Genomic DNA, 20,745 nt, shown 5'->3' with positions numbered 1-20,745 from the left:
TACTTATCTTATTCAACCATTCGGTAGCGGCGTTGCCAGGTAACGACCTTGCCCACCTCACTGTCAACGTGAAGCTGGCTGACGACGCGCAGCGTTAAATCATCGGTATTGCCGGTTGTATCCACCCGAAAATAGCGACTGTTGACCGCAACCCTGTCCTGGATCTGCGCCAGGATATCTTTGGTCTGCGGATAGTTGCTCTCCAGCACTTTGCTGAATGCCTCGAGCGATGCCCACCCCTCCTCCGGGCGTGAATCGATCAGGCGGGCAGCGTCGTCCGTGTTTAACACGCCGGTAAAAACCGCCGCCAGCAGCGGCGCCTGTTCGCGTGTTAAGGTATTCACATTTATGGTGCCCTCCGTATCCGGCAAGGCGCACAGCAGCTTGCTGACCTTCGGCCACGCAGCCTGCGGAAAGGCGGGCAGCAGTCTGATTTCGTTGATGGTGCGCATCATTTGATTCGCCGGACCGCGGGCGGGCGTCACGCTCGCCCAGCTATCGACTTCCTGGCCCTGTTTCGCCGTCACGTCGTCGGCGTCAAGATAATCCACCAGCTGCTGGTAAATCTCTTCTGCCGCCAGCGTACCGACGCCACTTTCCGTCAGCAGTTGTTCAATAATCTGCTCTTTGACCGGTTTTTCCGGCAGCGCAGTAGGGTCGGCCGGGGCCGCTGGCGCCGCATCACCGGCCAGCAGACTATTGACGTTAAAGCAGGTCCGGGCATCCTCCACCTGACTCACCACGGTGTAATTATCCCCGTGGGTTTCCAGCGGCTGCGCCCAGTCACCTCGCGGTGAAAGCCCCGCCCCTTCTGAACTGGCCGCTTTCTGCAACACGTTTTCCAGTACCTTCTGTTGACGGGCAATGGCCCAGCGCAGCGTCTGCTGGCTGACCTGATAATGCGTTTTTTGCAGGTGGCGGCAGAACTGCTGACTGATCTTCGCCGCCAGGGCGGACATCATCACCAGCAGGATCAGCACCACCAGCAGCGCCACGCCACGCTCTTTTCGCGCTGTTTTGCCGCTCATGAACTCACTCCTGGCTCTGCTGTCGTATCGGGCTGCGGGGTTGTTACGGGCTGGGCCGCATTCTCCGCAGCCGGCTGCGTCGGATCCGCATTCGTCTCTTTTGGCGCGGTCTGGATCTCAGGCATATCGCCGGGAGTGATAAAAACCCAGCGCCAGGTTTCGCCGTTTTCCATGGTCAGATTCAGCTCAACGCCATCAGGCTGATGGGCGATGTCGGTCCATTTTTCCTGCCAGCCTTCGTGCCAGAAGCGCCATTTCATCTCTTTCACATCGCTCAAAATCGGCACTTCTTCCGGCTGCGCGCTGGCGGGACCGTCGATAGCAGCCCAGACGTTGCGCCACAGGCGCTTGTCCTTTAACGTCCAGCGCACCCGCTCCAGCTGCACCTGGCCGCTGATGCCGTTCAGGGTTGTCATTTCCACACCATTCTGCTGCTGGACGAACACCTCGCCGCTGTTGCGCGGCGCGCGCGCCTGCTGCTGGTAAAAGTCACGCGAGAGGAGGTTGTACGTGCGCTGAAGCACCGTAACTTTTGTCGCCGCCTCGTCGCTGGCCGTCGAGGTGCGCATCGCGCCGTCGAGCGTTTGCCAGGCGAGAATGCCGATCACCGCGAAGATGGCCAGCGCAATCATAATTTCCAGCAGGGTAAAGCCCTGCTGACGCTGCACCTTACTCACGATCCCCCTCCGGTTCGGCGAGCTGAAGCGCCACCACCGGTTGCGCATCGCTTGCTTCGCTGTAAACCCGTACCTCATCGGCAAAGGTATTTTCGGCGGTTTTCACCCGCTGGATATGCCAGGTCCAGGTTTGTCCGCCCATGGTTTCGGTACCCACCTGCTCGGCGTCCGGGAAATCGGTCTGAGCCAGCTGCGCTTGCGCCAGCTGATTTTCCGCCACCCAGCCGGCCTGCAGCGTTTCCGACAGGCTGTGGGTAAAGCGCACGTTCAGGGTGACGGAGTTCATCAGCGCCAGCGCCGCGGTGGAGAAAATCACCAGCGCCACCATCACTTCCAGCAGGGTCATCCCCTGCTCTTTGGTTTTGCGTTTAGTCATCGTTTTCCACCACCACGGGAACAGAGCCCTGTGACGTCACGTGAAAGCGCTGCTTTTTATCGAGGCTTTCGAAGCTGAGCGTAAAGCGGCTCAGCTCGCCGTCCGGCAAAAAAATGATTTGCGGTTCATCGTCCAGCGTGGCCGCCAGCGTTCGCGATGAGAGGGAGACATGCATCTCCTCAGGAAACTCGCCGCGGGTGGCGATCCGCCCCGATTTTAACGGTGCCCAGTGGCGCTCGCCGTTATTTACAACCTGCGTCACCAGTTCAAATTCTGACGAGGTCATCACCAGCCCGACAATATTTCCGTCCATTACCGCACGGTCAGAACCATATTCAACGAGGGATTTTAGCTGCTGACCAAATGTATCTGCGCCGCTGCGTGATGGAATGGTCGTGACCACCATCATGGCGCTCAGGGCGAATATCACCAGCGCCACGATAATTTCCAGCAGGGTAAATCCACGTTGCTTATTCATTACTTATCTTTTTTATCAAAAGACCAGTTGCTGATATCGTCGGCAGTATTAGCTTCTGCATCCGGACCGGCTGAGAAAATATCGACAGCGCCATGCTCACCCGGGCTAACCAGAATATAGTCATTGCCCCACGGGTCCTGCGGCAGGCGGCGAATATAGCCATCGTCACGGTAGCCTTTCGGAATGGGCGCAATTTCAGGTTTGGTTACCAGCGCCTGCAACCCCTGCTCGGTGGTCGGATAGCGATGGTTGTCGAGTTTGTACATATCCAGCGAACCTTCCAGCGCCACAATATCGCTGGTCGCTTTCTGAATATCGGCTTTTTTTTATTTCCCATTAAATTAGGCACGACCATACTGGCCAGCACGCCGAGAATAACGATAACTACCATTAATTCGAGCAGCGTGAACCCCGCCTGACGCTTCAGGCTATTTTTTTTCAAAGACATGATTAACCCACCATATTATTAAGTTGAAGAAGCGGTTGTAATATTGAAAGAACGATAAATAAAACAACGGTCGCCATAGTTACTACCAGTGCCGGTTCAAATACCGACAGCGTTAACGTAATTCGATGCTGTAATGCAGATTCCTGGTTTTCCGCCGCACGATCCATCAACGAGCCCAGCTCGCCGCTCTCCTCCCCGGAGGCCACCATGTAGAGCATGGTGGGTGGGAAAATTCTCGCCTGTTCCAGCGCGTTGTAGAGGGATGCCCCCTGGCGCACGGTGTCCGCTGCCTGCTCAAGCACCTGCCGGGCATAGAGGTTTTCAATCCCGTCCATCGCGATGTACATCCCCTCCAGCAGCGGAACGCTGCTGGCCTGCAAAATACTCAGCGTACGGATGTAGCGCGCGCTGTTGATGGCGCAGACCAGTTTTTTCAGCGGTGACTTTAGCAACAGCCACCGATGATAAACAAACCGGTTCTTTTCTACTTTTATCCAAAATTTAAAGCTCGCCGACGCCCCGAACAGGCCGCCGGCGATAACGATGCCCCAGGCCTGTAGAAAGTCGCTCACCGCAATCAGCGTGCGGGTGGTCACCGGCAGCTCTTGTTTCATGTGGGTGAACTGGTCGATGACCTGCGGCACCACGGCGACCAGCAGAATGGAGATCACCGCGATCGCCACCACCGTCAGGGTGATGGGGTAGACCATCGCCTGGGTGAGCTTGCTTTTCATCTTCTGGCGCTGCTCGTTGTACTCGGCGAGCTTTTCCAGCACGCCGCCGAGATGGCCGGTCTTTTCACCGGCCATCACCAGGGTGCAGTAGAGCTTGTCGAAGCTACGCGGAAACTGGCTGAAGGCATCGAACAGCGTGTGACCTTCCACAATCTTGTCGCGGATCTCGGTCACCATCGCCGCCAGGGTTTTATCTTCCGTCTGCTTCGCAATCGCCTTCAGCGCACTCTCCAGCGGCAGCGCGGCATTGACCAGCGTCGCGAGCTGTCGGGTAAACATCGACAGCACCGGAATCGACAGTTTTGCCCCTTTACGGGCGTTTTTTCCCGCCGCCGGATCGCTGGTCGGCGCAATGTTCACTGGCATCAGCTTCTGTTCGCGCAGCATCTGGCGCACCTGCTTTGGCCCTTCGGCCTGAAGGGTGCCGCGCTGGGTTTTCCCCGCAGCGTCCGTTGCGGACCACGCATACCAGGCCATTACGCATCCCCCCCGCGCTCGGCGGTGACGCGCATCACCTCTTCCAGCGAGGTCACGCCGGAGATCACCTTCAGCAGACCGTTTTCACGCAGGCTGTAGGCCTCTTTGAAAAGCTGCGTTTCGATGGACATCTCATCTTTGTCTTCATGGATCGCACGGCGCATGGCGCTGTCGACCACCAGAAATTCATGGATGCCTGCGCGCCCCTGGTAGCCGCTCTGGCGACACTGTTCACAGCCCACGGCGCGATAAATCGCTTTCGGCGGCGTTTCCATAAAGGTGAACAGCGCTTTCTCATTGTCATCCAGCGGACTGGTCGTGCGACAGTGCGGACACAGCCGACGCACCAGACGCTGGGCAATGACGCCAAGTAGCGACGAACCAATTAAAAATGACTCCAGCCCCATATCACGCAGACGGGTAATGGCGCCCGCGGCACTGTTGGTGTGCAGCGTGGACATCACCAGGTGACCGGTGAGCGAGGCCTGTACTGCGATTTGCGCGGTTTCACCGTCACGAATTTCCCCGATCATCACCACGTCCGGGTCCTGGCGCAGAATGGCGCGCAGTCCGCGCGCAAAGGTCATTTCCACGCGCGGGTTGACCTGGGTCTGCCCTACCCCTTCCAGTTCATACTCGATCGGATCTTCCACGGTCAGAATGTTGCGTTCATGGCCGTTAAGCGCCGACAGCAGCGCGTACAGGGTGGTACTTTTCCCCGAACCGGTCGGGCCGGTCACCAGGATGATGCCGTGCGGACGTTCAATCAGTCCCTTTAACTTCACCAGCTCTTCGTCAATCAGACCGAGCTTGTTGATGTCCGGCTTAAGATTGCTTTTGTCCAGCAGACGCATCACCACGCGTTCGCCGTACTGAGACGGAATAGTGGAGACACGAACGTCAATAGCCTTACGACCAATGCGTAGCGAGATACGACCGTCCTGGGGGAGACGTTTTTCGGCGATGTCCAGTTTGGACATCACTTTGATACGCGACACCAGCAGCGGCGCGAGCTTGCGCGCCGGCTGCAGCACCGGACGCAGCACGCCGTCAACGCGAAAACGAATGCTCAGGGTGCGCTCGAAGGTTTCGATATGAATATCGGAGGCCCCCTCTTTCACCGCTTCGCTCATAATGGCGTTGATCAGGCGGATCACCGGCGAGTTCTCGTCGTTATCAAGCAGATCTTCGTTGTCAGGGATCTCCTCGGTTAACGCCATCAGGTCAATATCGGCGTCCATGTCGTCCACCAGCTGCTGCGAGACGCCGCTGTTCTGCTGCCAGATTTTGGTCAGCAGTTCGTCAAACGCTTCCGCCGTCAGGATCGTCGGGGCATAGGAGCGCCCCAGCACGCGGCGCATCTCCAGCAGGGCATACGCTTGCGCATCCTCGCGGATATAAACCTCATCGTTATAGAACAGGACCCCGTTCTCTTTCGCCCAGGTGCTGGTACAGAGCGCATTACTCATCTCGGTCATGTCGCTTGCGCCTTACTCTTTAAACGGGTTGCGGGACAACACCGGCGCACTGGCGCTCACCGGTGCGGCGTGGCTCTGGGACGGATAGGCCGGCAGTATTGGATTGTCCGCATTCTCGATAATACCCAGCTTATGCTCCTCCATACGCTGCTGCTGACGCGCCTGGATCTGGTCATATTTCTCTTTCGACGCCGCGCTGTAGTTGTCGTCGTCGCGCAGTACGGTGGTATGGATAAACACCATCAGGTTACGCTTGGCGCTGTCCTGCGAGGTGTAGCGGAACAGCTGTCCCACCACTGGAATATCGCCCAGCAACGGTACTTTCGAGACCGACTGTTTGGTGACGTTTTCCATCAGGCCGCCCAGTACCACCGTCTGCCCACTGTGGACCATCACTTCATTGTTGATAGTGCGGGTGTTGAACGTTGGGCCCAGGCTGGCATCGGCCGTCGAGGTGTTATCCACGCTGGAAACTTCCTGCTCGATCTTCAGATGGATCATGTCGCCATCGTTGATCTGCGGTACGATTTTCAGCTTCGTACCAACGGTTTTACGTTCCACCGAGTTAAACACGTTATCGCCGCTGGTGGTCTGCGAACCGGAGAGTACCGGCACGTCCTGACCGACGTTGAACGACGCCTCTTTGTTATCCAGCGTCACCACGCTCGGCGTCGACAGAATGTCGTTTTTACCGTTAGTGGACAGCGCCGTCATTAGCGCGCCAAAGTCGCCGTTAAAGAAACCGGTCGCCAGGCCCGTATAGCTGCCAATGACTTTTGACTTCTTGATCTGGCTGATCGGCAGGCCGGTCGAACCAAACTGAACCCCACCGTGTTTACCGGTCCACTGCACGCCCAGATCAAGACCGTTACCGTCCTGAACTTCGGCGATGATCGCCTCCACCAGCACCTGCGGACGGCGGATATCCAGCTTGTCGATCACTTTTTCCAGCGAGTTCATGACGTTTGGCTGGGCGGTGATCACCAGCGAATTGGTAGACTCGTCGGCGGTAATATTCAGGTCGCCTGCCATCGGCGCGGCTTTGCTCTTACCGCCGCCCGCTTTATCTTTCAGCTGCTCGCCGATCCCCGTCAGCACCGGCACCACTTTGGTGGCGTTGGCGTATTTCAGATAGAAGACGCGGGTGTTGCCCTCGTTGTTCTGCTCGCGATCGAGCTGGGAGATCAGCATCCGGGTGCGCTGACGCGCGTCCGGGCTGCCGCTGATCACCAGGCTGTTGGTTTCATCGTCGGCGACCACTTTGGTCGCCAGCTGCGGGGCGTTTTGCCCTTTCTGCTCTTCGTTGTTGAGATTGTTCAACATGTCAGAAAGATCTTTGGCCGAGGCAAAACGCAGCGGCACGATTTCACGACGCTGGACGCCGCTTTGATCCACTCGCTGCACCAGATCGACCAGGCGGTTTACCACCGAGGCTTTGCCGGTTAACAGCAGCACGTTTGACGGTTCAAAATGGACCACGTTGCCGATGCCGGAGGCGTCGTTTAACTGACGCAACAGGGGGGCCAGCTCACGTACCGGGACGTTCTCCATTCGCACCACGCGGGTGATGATTTCGTCGCCTTTGCCGGGGTTTTTGCTGTCGGCAATCGGTGCGCCCGACATGCGGGCCACCGAAGAGCGCACGACTTTCACCATCCCGTTATCCATCGGGATCACCGACAGACCATAGAGATCCAGCACGCTCAGGAAGAACTGATAATATTCCTCTTCCGTCAGTACGTTGTAGGTGCGAACCGACACCGTTCCCTGAACGGAAGGATCGACCAGAATGGTTTTATTAAGGTTACGTCCGACGGTATCGATAAATTCGCGGACATCGGTATTTTTGAAACTGGCGCTAAAGTTCGCCGCGAACAGCGAACCTGAATATAACGACAATGCGGTCAGCGCTACGCACGCCCATGGAAATTTCTTCATGTCTGTACACTTATTAATTGTTTAGAACATTGACCCGAATATTTTCAAGGTGAGCGTGACGTCGAATAATGACATCCGCTGCTTTCATTTTTGACCAGCGGGCAACGATCTCTTTTGCCTGCGCCTCTTTAGTCATATCCACATCGTCAACTTTCACCACCACATCACCTTTTTCCAGGCCAGCATGGCTGTAGAAAGGGGACGCATTGCGTGGATTAATGTTGTAGCCTTCCAGCTGGCCTTTTTCGATTATTGGTTTTAACACCAGATAATCATCCAGATGCAGATTATCCAACCCTGCATCTTTCTTCGATTTGGTTACCGGGGCGCTGTCAACGCCGCCTTTGAAATAGTCTGGTTTTTTAAGTGAAATAACCTGCGGCGCGCCTTCATAATTCACCATCACATTATCAGGATGAATTTCCGCAATATAGGCATTGTCAAAACCGGCGAGCATTTCGCCCTCGCGATAGCTCTTTTGTCCCGCGGGGGTTTTTATCACCGCAAAGGACAGCTAGGCTTCGTCGCTGCTGAGAATACCTTCGATTTCCGCACTGAGCGGCTTTTTCACTGCCGCCGGCTGTTTCTCTGGCATCACCGCCGGTGTAAAAAGTACAAACTGAGTTTCATCATGACTTTTTTTTTGCATCTTCTGCTTTGAATCAGATAATCTGTTCGTAACTTTCTTATAATCTTTATAAACCATATACCCTTGCTGGCCGCAGAATATAAGCAGCACAAACATGACGCAGGGCACAATCAATTGAGTAACAAATGACATCCGCATTTTTTAACGAGCCTTTCTGCCAGTCAGTAATTCACAGCACAGGGCTGTATGAGTGAGTGGCGTAAATACTAATGAGTTTCCTCTCCCCCGCCCATGTATACTTCCACCAACAATAATTTAGAAAAAGATTGAACGTTAAATAAACCTATGTTAAAAGCGCAGGCCGAATATTTTTATCCTGCATTCAAATTGCCCCTTCCGCCTGTATCCTTTACTTTTCCGTCTCCTTGTTATGAATGAAAGAGACGGTAATACGCTATGTATATGCGCCATTTTAATTTCACTACCCAGCCTTTCCGGACTATAAGCCGGATGCCAGGTGATTTTTTTGTTCCGTATCATCAGGATGTGTTCGGTTTGCTGAAAGAGAAGTGCCAGACAGCAGGCGTTACTGCGCTCTTTAGCGACGACAGCTATCTCACCTCGCAGTTTTGCGATGCGCTTAAAAAGCATGACGGCACGCTGATTGCCATTAACGCCTTCCCAAAACTCAGCGCCAGCGGCATGCTCTATAAACTCAACACCACCACTAAAGAGAGCAAAACCCGGATCCAGGCTATTGATGCTGTGCTGCGTCAGTGGCAGGACGAGATGTTGTCCCGCAAAACCACGCGTAAAGTACTGGTCATCTCGCATATTCAGTCGATGAAAGCGAATTGCCATGACGCACTGTCCATGCTGTTAACCCGCGCGCAGGAGCTGGATGTGCCTCTGTCGGTTGTGCTGATGGGATCGGCCGACCAGGAAGCCGCCCTCCAGCAGTCCGGGTTGCGTGAATCTCTTCATACGCATCACACGCTCCGGCCCCTCACCTGCCGCGAGTCCCTGAGCTATGTTCAGGCCCAGTGTGACGCGCATGGCAGCGACGCGACGCCGTTCACCCCGACCCGCGTGCGCAAAATGCACGCGCTGGCCAAAGGACAGACAGGCAAACTCAACGAGCTGGCACACCTCGCCATGCTAGCCGCCTGGACCGAGCGTTCAGCGCAGGTATCGCCTCGCCATCTGCGTCTCGCTGCAGGAGAAGTTCTGCCGGCGAAACCGAAGGGCAAACGCCTTGCCGTTATGGGCCTTTTTGCTTCTGTGCTGTTTGCCGCCTGCGGCTGGACATTGATGCCCGCCATCACCGCCAGACTGCCGGTACAGCTGCCCGTGATGGCCAGCTGGAAACCACAGACGCCAAAAACCGACGCCCCCGTAATGCCGGTTATTGAGAATGAAGTGGTGAATAAGCCCGATGCGATGCATCAGCTCTATACCATGTGGGGTTATGACGCCACGGCGGAAGAGGCGCTCTGCCAGAATGCCGGGCGGGTCAACCTGATGTGTAAGGAGGGCAGCGCGCCGCTTGAAGAGCTGGCGAAAGAGGGTTACCCGTGGATCGGCGAGATCAAAACCGGCGATCACCTGAACTATGCCGTGGTGGCCAGAGTTGATGATAACTCGCTGGATCTGCTGATGAATAATCGCACCTGGCAGGTCAGCCGCAGCTGGTTTAACCAGCATGCAACCGGCAATTACACCCAGTTGCACCGCCTGACGCCGCAGGGTAAAGACACCATCAGTGCGGAAAGTAGCACCAAAGATCTGGGCTGGATGGATCAGCAGCTTAGCCTGGCGCTGAATCTGCCGGAAACCCACGCACAGGTGTGGACGGCCGAACTGATGCAACGTACCCGCGAGTTCCAGCAGAAAATGCATCTGCATGTGGACGGGATTGCGGGCGAAGATACATTGATGCAGTTAATGCGTGAAACCAAAACCACGCCAAGCGTACTTATTCAGTCTGCGAATACATCTGCGACCTCCAGCACACAGGAGAAGCATTCATAATGTCGACGATTACACTGGCTGCCCAGCGCAGCTATACCCTGAACGCGCCGGTCTGGTTTTCTTACCGGCGCCCCTCGCTGAAAAAAGTGTTCTGCGCCTCCCTGATCTGGGTGGTGGGAATAGTGATGACGATCGCCGCAGGACTTTACGCCCATCTCTACTGGGATCTACGCCATCCGGCGCCTGAGCCGATAAAAGCGAGCGCCGTTAAACCAGAAACGCAGCTATCGGATATGCATTATGTCTATGTGAGTAAACCGTTCCCGCAGCCTGAACCAAAACATGAGCCGGTGACAAAAGAGATGCCGCCGCTGCAGGAGATGCCAATTGATAGCAGCGATGCCGACTGGCAGCAGGCGCCTGACGGTGAAATGCCGCATGATATTTCCCGGGATACGTTGCCGGGAGTCGAAGTGAATAGCTCAGCGATACCCAAACAGGATAATACCGAACAGGCCGCTGATGACGGGGCAATAAAGGCATTATTGATGAAGGCGTTAAAAGAGCAGGAAAAAGATTATTCGCAAGGGAAAATGCCCGCGCCTCCCGTGGATGAAACCACGGCAGGAACGCAGGCAAATAACTCACTGAAACATAGTCCCCCTTTCAGTTAAAAAGGGGATGAAAGGAGATTAATATTTTTCCGGCAGCGCCGACAAATACATAAGACGGCCTTTATCAACCTGAATGTAATTACCTTTTTTCAGGTCAGCGAGGATTTTAATAATGGTACTGCGGGCCAGGCTGGTGTATTCCTGAATATAGTCGTAAATATTGATATCGCGCTGATGGTGCACCATCAGTTCGTTAATTTCCAGCAAGAACTCGCGAACAATCGAGTACGCGCTGCGGGCGACCAACACTTCGTCACGCTTGCTGAGCAGGCAAATATACCAGGAAAGGACTTTACTCAAGGCTTCCCACAGGTTTTTTTCGCTCATCAGACGGACAAAATCATCTTTTTTAATGGTGCGCACCACGGTATTTGCACGTACCAGACCGTACATATGCGTTGAATTGTAATAAATAGAGGAGAGACCGAAAATACATTTATTCTGTAAGGTAAACATACAAAGTTCATCCGACTCGCGGCGGAATTCAACCTCACCGCTAATGATAAAATGAATATCTTCGTTACTCTCTGTACTAATACGCTGCCATTTTCGTAAGGTTCTTTCTTCAAAACCTTCAGTTACCGCAATAATGGCGTCGAGTTCATCTTTTGGACGGCTATTTTTACTGTAGATACTTAACATAGTTAGACCTATTAATATTAAGTTGGAAAAGGTGAACGTGTGCAATCACAGCGCATAAATGCGAATTCCATTTAACAAATGTAAGTAACGCTAAGACGTTAGCGTATCAGTATTTCTTATTTGTCGTGCTGATATATTGTCAAACACGTTTGCGAGTAATTTCGACTGAGGAAACTATAAAGTATTTACGCTGTGAATGTGATTAAAAAATGTCCAAAAGAAGACCGTGTAAAGGTGGAGTCGGGTAACCCGAGGGATTACCCCTGCCCGTAGCGCTCTAACAGCGCCTCCGCGATAGCCAGCGTTTCGCGATCGGCCACGCCGTCCCAGCGCGCCGGGCGAAAATGCATCTGAAACGCGACGATCACGCGCTTCTGCTGTGCGTTCGTCATGTTGTCGGTCACCTCATAGCCGTAGCGCGCCAGCAGATCGAGCAGCACCTTCGGCTCCACAAGCTCATCTCGCGGCTTGCCGTTCAGGTAAAACGCCACCCGCACCGGGTCAGGCCATGCGCCAATCCCCTGCAGCGCCAGCTGACGCCAGGGGAACTGCGGGCCGGGATCGTCTTTGCGCTGCGGGGCGATGTCCGAATGGGCCACCACGTTTTCAGGTCTGATGTTGTAGCGGGTAATAATGTCTCTGGCGAGCGGCACCAACGCCGCAATCTGCGCTGGCTCAAAAGGGGTAAAGTGCTTAACGCCCGACGTTTTTTTCCAGCCGCGGTTCTCCAGCTCAATGCCGACAGACGTATCGTTGATGCGGTTAGTGCCGCGCCAGAAGCTGATGCCCGCATGCCAGGCCAGTTCGCTTTCGGGCACCAGCTGCCAGATGCGCGGCTTACCGTCCGGAGCAGGGGGTTTAGCCGGGATCAAATAGTGAGAGCTGACGTTCTTATCCGTCAGCGTGACCAGCGAGCTGTCAAAGTCATCCGCGGTGTAGTGGATCACCAGCACCTTGATGCGCGGGTAAGCCGCCTGCGCCTGATGGCGCGTGTCCAGCTCGTAGGCGCCTTTGTCGATAATCCCTTTTTCCGTGACGCATCCTGCCAGCAGCAGAGCCAGCAGGAGCGTGGCAAGCGAACGCGTCATCGGAGGGTTTTCACCGCCGTACCGCTTACGCTCACCATCAGCATGCTGGCATCTTTTCCGACCGTTTCGTAGTCGATATCAATCCCTACGACCGCATCAGCGCCGAGGGCTTCCGCCTGCTCGCCAAGCTCTTTAAATGCGATTTCACGCGCTTTGCGCAGCTCTTTTTCGTATGCGCCCGAGCGGCCGCCAACGATGTCGCGGATACCGGCAAAAAAGTCGCGGAAGATATTGGCGCCGAGAATCGCTTCGCCGGTAACCACACCGCAATACTCGGTTATTGTCTGCCCTTCCAGGGTTGGGGTTGTTGAAAACTGCATGGTTTCTCTCCTTCTTTAGCGTTCAATGCCTTAGGCACAGCATTATCGGTTCGTTACGCTATGATTGAAAGGATAGTTAATAAATAAGGAAATCAACATGCGCTATTCTGCTTTAACACTTTTGGTGCCCTGCGCGCTGGTGCTCAGCGCCTGTACCACCACGGTCACGCCAGCCTTTAAGGATATCGGTACCCGCAGCGGCCCCTGCATTGAGGGCGGCCCGGACGCCGTGGCGCAGCAGTTCTATGATTATCGCATCCAGCATCGCAGCAACGATCTCACCGGCCTGCGCCCGTATCTGAGCGACGGTCTGGCAAAATTGCTTAACGACGCCACCCGCGATCCTCAGCACAACACATTGCTGAAATCCGATCCGTTCTCCAGCCGCACCACGCTGCCGGACAGCGCCGAAGTGGCCAGCGCGTCAACCATCCCGAATACCGATGCCCGCAATATTCCGCTGCGCGTGAAGCTGACGCAGGGAACCCAAACCTGGCAGGATGAAGTACTGATGATCCGTGAAGGACAGTGCTGGGCGGTAGACGACGTGCGCTACGTTGGCGGTAGCGTTCATGCCCCGGCAGGCACGCTTCGACAGTCGATTGAGAATCGCTAAACCCGCCGATATAACCTGGTAACCCCCGTAAAATGTGCGGCATTTCATGCGGAATGCCGACATTTATACTCGCCGACCTTACCGTTCGCTATTTTGTGCTATGTTTAAGAGGAAACGCGGGTTATATTTAACTTTTAACGCATAAATATTGCATAACTATTCTGTCAACGGTACTATCTGCGGCCTCAATTGCTATAGATTGCCTGGATGAGTAAAGACTGCCCCGATGAGTATTAAACTAAACGGCATTAACTGCTTCTACGGCGCACACCAGGCGCTGTTTGACATCACGCTGAACTGCCCGGAAGGCGAAACGCTGGTTTTGCTTGGCCCAAGCGGTGCAGGCAAAAGCTCCCTTCTGCGCGTCCTTAATCTGCTTGAAATGCCCCGTTCAGGTACGCTGGCAATTGCCGGTAACCATTTTGATTTCGCGAAAACGCCGTCTGATAAAGCGATTCGCGAACTGCGTCAAAACGTCGGCATGGTCTTCCAGCAATACAATCTCTGGCCGCATCTGACCGTCCTGCAAAACCTGATTGAAGCGCCGTGCCGCGTGCTGGGATTAAGTAAGGATCAGGCGATCGCGCGCGCTGAAAAGCTGCTGGATCGTCTGCGCCTTAAGCCCTACAGCGACCGCTACCCGCTGCACCTTTCCGGTGGTCAGCAGCAGCGCGTAGCCATTGCCCGCGCGCTGATGATGGAGCCTGCGGTACTGCTGTTTGATGAGCCAACCGCGGCGCTGGACCCGGAAATTACCGCCCAGATCGTCAGCATCATTCGCGAGCTGGCGGAAACCAATATTACGCAGGTTATCGTCACCCACGAAGTGGAAGTGGCGCGTAAAACCGCCAGCCGTGTGGTCTACATGGAAAACGGGTATATCGTTGAGCAAGGTGATGCGAGCTGCTTCGCGAACCCGCAAACCGATGCCTTCAAAAACTATTTATCTCATTGATTGTGTCAGGGGAAATATAATGAAAAAAGTATTACTTGCCGTGCTGCTTGCTGGCGTTACCCTTTCTGCTACCGCAGCCCAGACCATTCGTTTCGCCACGGAAGCCTCTTACCCTCCGTTTGAGTCGATTGATGCGAACAATAAAATTGTTGGCTTCGACGTGGACCTGGCTAACGCCCTGTGTAAAGAGATCGACGCGACCTGTACCTTCAGCAACCAGGCGTTCGACAGCCTGATCCCAAGCCTGAAGTTCCGCCGTATCGACGCCGTGATGGCCGGTATGGACATCACCCCGGAGCGTGAAAAGCAGGTGCTGTTCACCACCCCTTACTACGACAACTCCGCTCTGTTCATTGGTCAGAAAGGTAAATTCACCTCTGTCGATCAGCTGAAAGGCAAAAAAGTTGGCGTGCAGAACGGCACCACGCACCAGAAATTCATCATGGATAAACATCCGGAAATCACCACCGTTCCGTATGACAGCTACCAGAACGCGAAGCTGGATCTGCAAAATGGCCGTATCGACGGCGTATTTGGTGATACCGCGGTTGTTACCGAGTGGCTGAAAGCCAACGACAAGCTGGCGCCAGTGGGCGATAAAGTGACCGATAAGGATTACTTCGGTACCGGTCTGGGGATTGCCGTTCGTCAGGGCAACACTGAGCTGCAGCAGAAATTCAACGCTGCGCTGGAAAAAGTGAAGAAAGACGGCACCTACGAAACCATCTACAAAAAATGGTTCCAGAAGTAATTCCTGATGAATGAAATTTTTCCTTTAGCAAGCGCCGCCGGGATGACCGTCGGCCTTGCCGTTTGCGCACTGATTATCGGCCTCGTGCTGGCGATGTTCTTTGCGGTGTGGGAATCCGCGAAATGGTTCCCCGTCGCCTGGACAGGCTCCGCGCTGGTCACCGTGCTGCGTGGGCTACCGGAAATTCTGGTGGTCCTGTTTATCTATTTCGGTTCCTCACAGCTGCTGCTCACGCTGTCGGACGGCTTCACCCTTAATCTCGGCTTTGCGCAGATCCCGGTGCAGATGCAGATTGAAAACTTCGACGTCAGCCCGTTCCTGTGCGGCGTGATTGCCCTCTCCCTGCTCTACTCCGCGTACGCGTCGCAAACCCTGCGCGGTGCGCTGAAGGCCGTGCCGCAGGGACAGTGGGAGTCGGGTCAGGCGTTAGGGTTGTCAAAATCCGCCATCTTCTTCCGTCTGGTGATGCCGCAGATGTGGCGTCATGCCCTGCCGGGCCTCGGCAACCAGTGGCTGGTGCTGCTGAAAGATACCGCGCTGGTGAGCCTGATCAGCGTTAACGATCTGATGCTGCAAACCAAAAGCATCGCCACCCGTACCCAGGAGCCGTTTACCTGGTACATTGTGGCGGCGGCAATCTACCTGGTGATCACGTTGCTCAGTCAGTACATCCTCAAGCGTATTGACCTGCGTGCGACGCGCTTTGAACGGAGACCAGGCTGATGCTTGAATATTTCCCCGAGTTGATGAAAGGGCTGCATACCAGCCTGACGCTGACCGTGGCGTCCATTATCGTGGCGCTGATCCTGGCCCTTATCTTCACCATCATCCTGACGCTGAAAACGCCGGTGCTGGTGTGGATTGTGCGCGGCTACATCACCCTGTTTACCGGTACGCCGCTGCTGGTGCAGATCTTCCTGATTTACTACGGCCCGGGCCAGTTCCCGTCGCTGCAGGAATATCCGGTTATCTGGCATCTGCTCTCTGAACCGTGGCTGTGTGCCCTGATTGCCCTTTCGCTTAACAGTGCGGCCTATACCACCCAGCTGTTCTACGGCGCGATCCGCGCCATTCCGGAAGGACAATGGCAGTCCTGCGGAGCGCTGGGCATGAGCAAGAAAGACACGCTGGCGATCCTGCTGCCGTACGCCTTTAAGCGCGCGCTCTCCTCCTACTCCAACGAAGTGGTGCTGGTGTTCAAGAGTACCTCCCTGGCCTACACCATCACCCTGATGGAGGTGATGGGTCACGGACAGCTGCTGTATGGACGCACCTATGACGTGATGGTGTTCGGTGCGGCAGGCGTGGTCTATCTGGTGGTTAACGGCCTGTTGACGCTGATGATGCGCCTGATCGAGCGTAAAGCGCTGGCGTTTGAGCGCAGAAATTAACTACGCGAGTGCATAAAACTGTATGCATGAAGCGGGTAACCTGATGGGTTATCCGCTTTTTTTTTACCACACAAACAATACTTAATCATTTTTATTGCATATAAATTCATTAAATGGCATTGTACATCCATGCCGCAGACACGGCGCATAAATAAGACAGACGGGAGCATTACAATGAAAAAGTTAGTTCTGGCCGCATTACTCGCCACCTTCGCCGCTGGCGCATCCGCAGCTGATAAAATCAATTTTGGCGTGTCCGCCACCTATCCGCCGTTTGAATCGCTGGATGCCAGCAACCAGATCGTGGGTTTCGATATCGATCTGGCGAAAGCGCTGTGCAAACAAATGCAGGCCGACTGCACCTTTACCAACCATGCCTTCGACAGCCTGATCCCGTCGCTGAAATTTAAAAAATACGACGCGGTGATCTCCGGAATGGACATCACGCCTGAGCGCAGCAAGCAGGTTGCGTTTACCGACCCGTACTACGCCAACTCGGCGGTCGTGATTGCGAAGAAAGGCGCCTATACCTCTTTCGATCAGCTGAAAGGCAAACGCATCGGGATGGAAAACGGCACCACTCACCAGAAATACCTCCAGGACAAGCATCCGGAAGTGAAAACCGTAGCCTATGACAGCTATCAGAACGCGATTATCGACCTGAAAAATGGCCGCATCGACGGCGTGTTCGGCGATACCGCCGTGGTGAACGAATGGCTGAAAACCAATCCGCAGCTGGGCACCGCAACCGAGAAAGTGACCGATCCGCAGTACTTCGGTACGGGTCTGGGCATCGCGGTACGTCCGGATAACAAGGCCCTGCTGGAAAAACTGAACGGCGCGCTGAAAGCGATTAAAGCGGACGGTACGTATCAGAAAATCAGCGAGCAGTGGTTCCCGCAGTAATCTCAGAATGCTGAGTTAACAATCACCTATAAAAGGCTATGCCAGAGGCGTAGCCTTTTTAATTCGCTAACAGGCTGTTTTCAACACAGCGAAAACCTATTGAGCGCGAGGGAGGCCCCTGAACGGTTTCAGGTCTCATACTTCCTCTGGTAATGGTGTAACCCTCTCCGGCATCTCTGGGTAGTCCCCGGATAACCCGTTTATCACCTTTCTCTGGCCCCTGAGGATCTTGCTCAGGAGAATGACTGTAATAATCCGCCGCATACCAATCTTTGACCCAGTCAGCCCCATTTCCCTGAATATCATATAAACCGAGCGGATTCGGGGCATAATTTCCTACCGGACGGTTTTCCGTAGAGGGGGCGATGTTACGTTTGATGTCATTTTCGTAGTGATACCAGTTATCACTGTTGCCAAAAATCAGGAACTGACCTCGGCTGCGTGCTGCGTACTCCCACTGCGCTTCCGTTGGCAGGTCGGTGTGACGCTTGCTGACTTGACCCAGCCACCGGCAGTAGGCCTGCGCATCCTGCCAGTTAGCCGATGCTGGATAATTATAGCCAAGCGCAATTTTCAGTGAGGCATAATCTGAATCGCTATCATTGGCCGTCTTCCGAAAATAATCGTTCGGCTCCCGCCCCTGGATCTCCAGCCAGCGGTTAAATTCTCCCCACGTCACCCGGTACTTACTGATACGGAAATCAGACAATGTCACCCAGTGAAGCGGTTTATTGTCAGCATCTGCACTGAACGGCAGTTTCTCACCAATGAGAGCACCAAAATCACCCATCTGAAAACGGCCACCTTTCACTGTGACCATATTTTCCAGCGCCCTGTTAACCAGATCTGTCTGCTCAGTCTTCATTTTTTGATCATCCCGGCAGCCAGTCAGCACCAGAGTAATCAGTAATCCTGTCACACCATAGCCTGTATACGTCATGCTGTATCTCCATGCATGGAGTAAATCAGCCGCGTACAGCTATGGAGATACGTCGGCAGCACTTCTCTTAATGGTAAGGTAGACATATTGATGTGCCCTGGAGGGATAGCGGGGGCTTCTGGCAGGTGGAGGTAAAGGTTTCTCAGATTATCGGCATAATGGCTGGGTTCAATCGTGATGTTCCGCGCTGCGGGGACCAACGAACCAGCAAAACCATAGGTTTTGGGTGTCTCACCTTGTGCCAGAAAAGCAATGACCCTTTGTTCATTAATACGCCAGTTACTTTTTTCCTCTCCAGGCATTTTTGAAAGATGCTGCATTACATTTTCATATTCTCGCTGCGACTGTACCCAGCGAAGAGCATAAATAATGGCTCGTTTACGAGCGCTAAAAACAGCTCCGCCCTCACAGGTCGTCTCTTCATGACTCACTGGACTGGCGACATTATCCCAAAGGTTTGTATCAATCAGTGCAGCAATGGCTGCGCCTTTGCTCTCCGGCGGAGTAAACTTTAAACAATCTCCTTTTGTATTCAGTATGTTAGTCATCAGCGCCACGCGGGATTCTTTTTTATCCCAACTTTTTTTAAGTTCAGCGGCTATATTTCCCCCAGCATCAATCACACGATTGATCCCATACATCCCCACTAGTAACGGAATGGCGCAGAAAGCATAATAATCGTCCGCCATCATAATCTGCATCAGCCGGATATAATCCGCATTTCGCAGCATATAGGTCAGGCAGGGCATAAACTCAGACATGATTGCGGGACCGTCAACCTCAAAGCTCATCGAGCCTTTCCCCCCCGTCCCCCAGCACAACCCGCCGCCAACCTCTATACGCACCTTACCATCTTGCCATCTGAACTTAAGCTGCCCGCTAAGACCGCCACCAGCCTGAGCAGCCACCCCCACCCCAACCTTCGCCAACGTACTGTATTTTTCGTCGTGATCAGGATTGAGCCAGACCAGTGCACCAGACACATTCGCCCCAGCTTCTGCCCCGACAAATACGCCTAGCTCCGCCCCACCGCCTAAGGGCATATGCCCTTCTTTAGTAACGTCTATCTGCCGCCAAAATCCGTAACCCTCATCCGGCATAGCTTTTACAGGCAACCCTTTTGCCCGATCGCCAGTAATATTGACCCCCGCCTCTATACCCAGACTTGCCCCAACGCTCCCCGACAATGTCAGCTCAATATCAAAACGGAATGTACCGAGTATCCCCATTCCTCCACCGGGAATTTTCGCCGGATCTAACGGATAGCAAATTTTTACGCCGACATTACCCGGAAGGTGAAGCCTGCCGCTGCTTTTTGCCTCTGCAAGCGCAAGGTTGGCGTAAAAGCTGGTCTTACCGTGCAGCTCTGCTTTTGGCTTGTATTGTCCGGTGCGGATATCAATTTCGAACGGATTCAATAACCCCTTCATGCTCGCGCCATACGCCCAACGTAATAGCTGAGCCTGTGCATCAAATGCCATGCCAGAACCTTCATAAGGTGAATGTTTCAGGCTTCGGTTAAATTCTTGTGCCCATACGCTCCAGACGCCAGAGTTATCATCGAGCAGTTTCACTTCCCACGCTTTCATTGACGGCTTCAGTTTTGCTAGTTGTCCTTTTAGCTTTTCCGGGTCGATTTCATGGCGGGTATGGTTCTGGCCATCTTTGTCGGTATATTCAACCGCCCTTAAAAAGCTCTTACCGCCGCTTTTCTTTTCCGCGCTGTTCAATCTGTATCGGCGCCAGTGGCTACGAATTTTATTTGAGCGGACGTAGACATATTTGGTTCCGTTTTTCCCACCCATTACGTCTATAAGTTCCATCAGCCCAAGTGCGTTCTTTTTGCTATTTTCATCCAGTAATGTTGCGGCAGGGAGGTTTTCTGTAGGGGTCAATGCTGCAAGTTCGGCCCGTAAGGTCTGACAGGCTTCATCAAGATGTCGATACTCATCCTTCAACAGATTCTGAAAGCGATTACGCTCTGGTACATCGACCCAGCCCAGAGTAGTGACGTCTTTCTGGAGTTGCTCAATACGCTGTAACGCATCCGCTCTCTGCGCCAGGCAGTGAGTGAGTCGGTTACTTTCCTGCTCAAGTTCGTTCCAGTCGCATTGGTCAACTGCCAAAAGGGTTTCACTGTCGGGATGAAAATAAAGACGGGGATAAGAGGGGACAACGACTTCTTTGCAGACCCCGCCTGGGCGTGTCATCACGCTGTAGCATCCATCCCAGGGTATGACTTTTACAGTCATCACTAAATCCTTTTAG

General features: G+C 54.1%; 20 protein-coding genes and 2 pseudogenes. 8 read left to right on the top strand and 14 right to left on the bottom strand.

Translation table 11 applies throughout. From position 1 onward, the window contains the following. Window positions 1-8: 8 nt before the first annotated feature. The 9 genes and pseudogenes from gspK to gspC all read right to left on the bottom strand — a co-directional run bounded on the left by gspK (window position 9) and on the right by gspC (window position 8,379). Window positions 9-1,028 (bottom strand): type II secretion system minor pseudopilin GspK, encoded by a 1,020-nt coding sequence (gene gspK, locus ACMWLG_RS00670; RefSeq protein WP_045403639.1) that lies wholly within the window; start codon window positions 1,026-1,028, stop codon window positions 9-11. Further along, window positions 1,025-1,705 carry a type II secretion system minor pseudopilin GspJ gene (gspJ, locus tag ACMWLG_RS00665; protein ID WP_045403642.1) on the bottom strand — a complete coding sequence of 227 codons (681 nt, stop codon included), beginning with the start codon at window positions 1,703-1,705 and terminating at the stop codon, window positions 1,025-1,027. Before gspJ ends, gspK begins: the two co-directional genes overlap by 4 nt. Beyond that, a complete protein-coding gene (gene gspI, locus ACMWLG_RS00660; protein WP_045403643.1) occupies window positions 1,698-2,081 on the bottom strand; it encodes a type II secretion system minor pseudopilin GspI in 384 nt (127 codons plus the stop codon). The genes gspJ and gspI overlap by 8 nt, the downstream gene beginning before the upstream one ends. Continuing rightward, window positions 2,074-2,559 (bottom strand): type II secretion system minor pseudopilin GspH, encoded by a 486-nt coding sequence (gspH, locus tag ACMWLG_RS00655; RefSeq protein WP_045403644.1) that lies wholly within the window; start codon window positions 2,557-2,559, stop codon window positions 2,074-2,076. The genes gspI and gspH overlap by 8 nt, the downstream gene beginning before the upstream one ends. Further along, window positions 2,559-3,007, bottom strand: a pseudogene (gene gspG, locus ACMWLG_RS00650) (type II secretion system major pseudopilin GspG). The gene gspH and the pseudogene gspG overlap by 1 nt, the downstream one beginning before the upstream one ends. Window positions 3,008-3,009: 2 nt before the next feature. Further along, the gene (gene gspF, locus ACMWLG_RS00645) at window positions 3,010-4,218 is read right to left on the bottom strand and encodes a type II secretion system inner membrane protein GspF (protein ID WP_023310952.1); all 1,209 of its coding nucleotides are present in this window, start codon (window positions 4,216-4,218) and stop codon (window positions 3,010-3,012) included. Continuing rightward, on the bottom strand, window positions 4,218-5,696 hold the full coding sequence (gspE, locus tag ACMWLG_RS00640) for a type II secretion system ATPase GspE (protein WP_045403648.1): 1,479 nt from the start codon (window positions 5,694-5,696) through the stop codon (window positions 4,218-4,220). The genes gspF and gspE overlap by 1 nt, the downstream gene beginning before the upstream one ends. Before the next feature lie 12 nt (window positions 5,697-5,708). Next, complete coding sequence (gspD, locus tag ACMWLG_RS00635) at window positions 5,709-7,634, bottom strand: type II secretion system secretin GspD (protein WP_045403651.1); 1,926 nt, start codon at window positions 7,632-7,634, stop codon at window positions 5,709-5,711. 13 nt (window positions 7,635-7,647) lie between these two features. Beyond that, window positions 7,648-8,379 (bottom strand): annotated as a pseudogene (gspC, locus tag ACMWLG_RS00630) (type II secretion system protein GspC). A 300-nt stretch (window positions 8,380-8,679) separates the two neighbouring features. Between gspC and ACMWLG_RS00625 the strand changes: the two are divergent. Next, window positions 8,680-10,254 carry an ExeA family protein gene (locus ACMWLG_RS00625; protein ID WP_045403657.1) on the top strand — a complete coding sequence of 525 codons (1,575 nt, stop codon included), beginning with the start codon at window positions 8,680-8,682 and terminating at the stop codon, window positions 10,252-10,254. After that, on the top strand, window positions 10,254-10,868 hold the full coding sequence (locus ACMWLG_RS00620; RefSeq protein ID WP_045403660.1) for a hypothetical protein: 615 nt from the start codon (window positions 10,254-10,256) through the stop codon (window positions 10,866-10,868). Before ACMWLG_RS00625 ends, ACMWLG_RS00620 begins: the two co-directional genes overlap by 1 nt. Before the next feature lie 18 nt (window positions 10,869-10,886). On the opposite strand, the gene ACMWLG_RS00615 is transcribed toward ACMWLG_RS00620, so the two are convergent. The 3 genes from ACMWLG_RS00615 to ACMWLG_RS00605 all read right to left on the bottom strand — a co-directional run bounded on the left by ACMWLG_RS00615 (window position 10,887) and on the right by ACMWLG_RS00605 (window position 12,918). Next, complete coding sequence (locus ACMWLG_RS00615; RefSeq protein ID WP_045403662.1) at window positions 10,887-11,510, bottom strand: helix-turn-helix domain-containing protein; 624 nt, start codon at window positions 11,508-11,510, stop codon at window positions 10,887-10,889. Between the two features lie 257 nt (window positions 11,511-11,767). After that, entirely contained in the window at window positions 11,768-12,598 is an 831-nt protein-coding gene (locus ACMWLG_RS00610; RefSeq protein ID WP_045403664.1) for an N-acetylmuramoyl-L-alanine amidase, read from the bottom strand. Next, the gene (locus ACMWLG_RS00605; protein ID WP_023310944.1) at window positions 12,595-12,918 is read right to left on the bottom strand and encodes a heavy metal-binding domain-containing protein; all 324 of its coding nucleotides are present in this window, start codon (window positions 12,916-12,918) and stop codon (window positions 12,595-12,597) included. The genes ACMWLG_RS00610 and ACMWLG_RS00605 overlap by 4 nt, the downstream gene beginning before the upstream one ends. A 97-nt stretch (window positions 12,919-13,015) precedes the next feature. On the opposite strand from ACMWLG_RS00605, the gene ACMWLG_RS00600 reads away from it, so the two are divergent. The 6 genes from ACMWLG_RS00600 to artJ all read left to right on the top strand — a co-directional run bounded on the left by ACMWLG_RS00600 (window position 13,016) and on the right by artJ (window position 17,537). Next, window positions 13,016-13,534 carry a lipoprotein gene (locus tag ACMWLG_RS00600; protein WP_045403666.1) on the top strand — a complete coding sequence of 173 codons (519 nt, stop codon included), beginning with the start codon at window positions 13,016-13,018 and terminating at the stop codon, window positions 13,532-13,534. Between the two features lie 226 nt (window positions 13,535-13,760). Beyond that, entirely contained in the window at window positions 13,761-14,489 is a 729-nt protein-coding gene (artP, locus tag ACMWLG_RS00595) for an arginine ABC transporter ATP-binding protein ArtP (protein WP_023310942.1), read from the top strand. 19 nt (window positions 14,490-14,508) lie between these two features. Beyond that, complete coding sequence (artI, locus tag ACMWLG_RS00590; RefSeq protein WP_008500032.1) at window positions 14,509-15,240, top strand: arginine ABC transporter substrate-binding protein ArtI; 732 nt, start codon at window positions 14,509-14,511, stop codon at window positions 15,238-15,240. A 6-nt stretch (window positions 15,241-15,246) separates the two neighbouring features. Then, complete coding sequence (gene artQ, locus ACMWLG_RS00585; RefSeq protein ID WP_025756069.1) at window positions 15,247-15,963, top strand: arginine ABC transporter permease ArtQ; 717 nt, start codon at window positions 15,247-15,249, stop codon at window positions 15,961-15,963. After that, the gene (gene artM, locus ACMWLG_RS00580; protein ID WP_023310940.1) at window positions 15,963-16,631 is read left to right on the top strand and encodes an arginine ABC transporter permease ArtM; all 669 of its coding nucleotides are present in this window, start codon (window positions 15,963-15,965) and stop codon (window positions 16,629-16,631) included. Before artQ ends, artM begins: the two co-directional genes overlap by 1 nt. Before the next feature lie 174 nt (window positions 16,632-16,805). After that, complete coding sequence (gene artJ / locus ACMWLG_RS00575) at window positions 16,806-17,537, top strand: arginine ABC transporter substrate-binding protein ArtJ (RefSeq protein WP_021240923.1); 732 nt, start codon at window positions 16,806-16,808, stop codon at window positions 17,535-17,537. A 58-nt stretch (window positions 17,538-17,595) separates the two neighbouring features. On the opposite strand, the gene ACMWLG_RS00570 is transcribed toward artJ, so the two are convergent. Continuing rightward, complete coding sequence (locus ACMWLG_RS00570; protein ID WP_045403668.1) at window positions 17,596-18,477, bottom strand: formylglycine-generating enzyme family protein; 882 nt, start codon at window positions 18,475-18,477, stop codon at window positions 17,596-17,598. Next, window positions 18,474-20,729 carry a hypothetical protein gene (locus ACMWLG_RS00565; protein WP_052135642.1) on the bottom strand — a complete coding sequence of 752 codons (2,256 nt, stop codon included), beginning with the start codon at window positions 20,727-20,729 and terminating at the stop codon, window positions 18,474-18,476. The genes ACMWLG_RS00570 and ACMWLG_RS00565 overlap by 4 nt, the downstream gene beginning before the upstream one ends. Window positions 20,730-20,745: the final 16 nt, after the last annotated feature.

This window comes from Enterobacter sp. 01-M-02-SI-ECC, from assembly GCF_047530595.1.
GTDB classification, from domain to species: domain Bacteria; phylum Pseudomonadota; class Gammaproteobacteria; order Enterobacterales; family Enterobacteriaceae; genus Enterobacter; species Enterobacter cloacae_M.
Note: the sequence above shows the minus strand (reverse complement) of the source record. Positions and strands in the feature narration are given on the sequence as shown.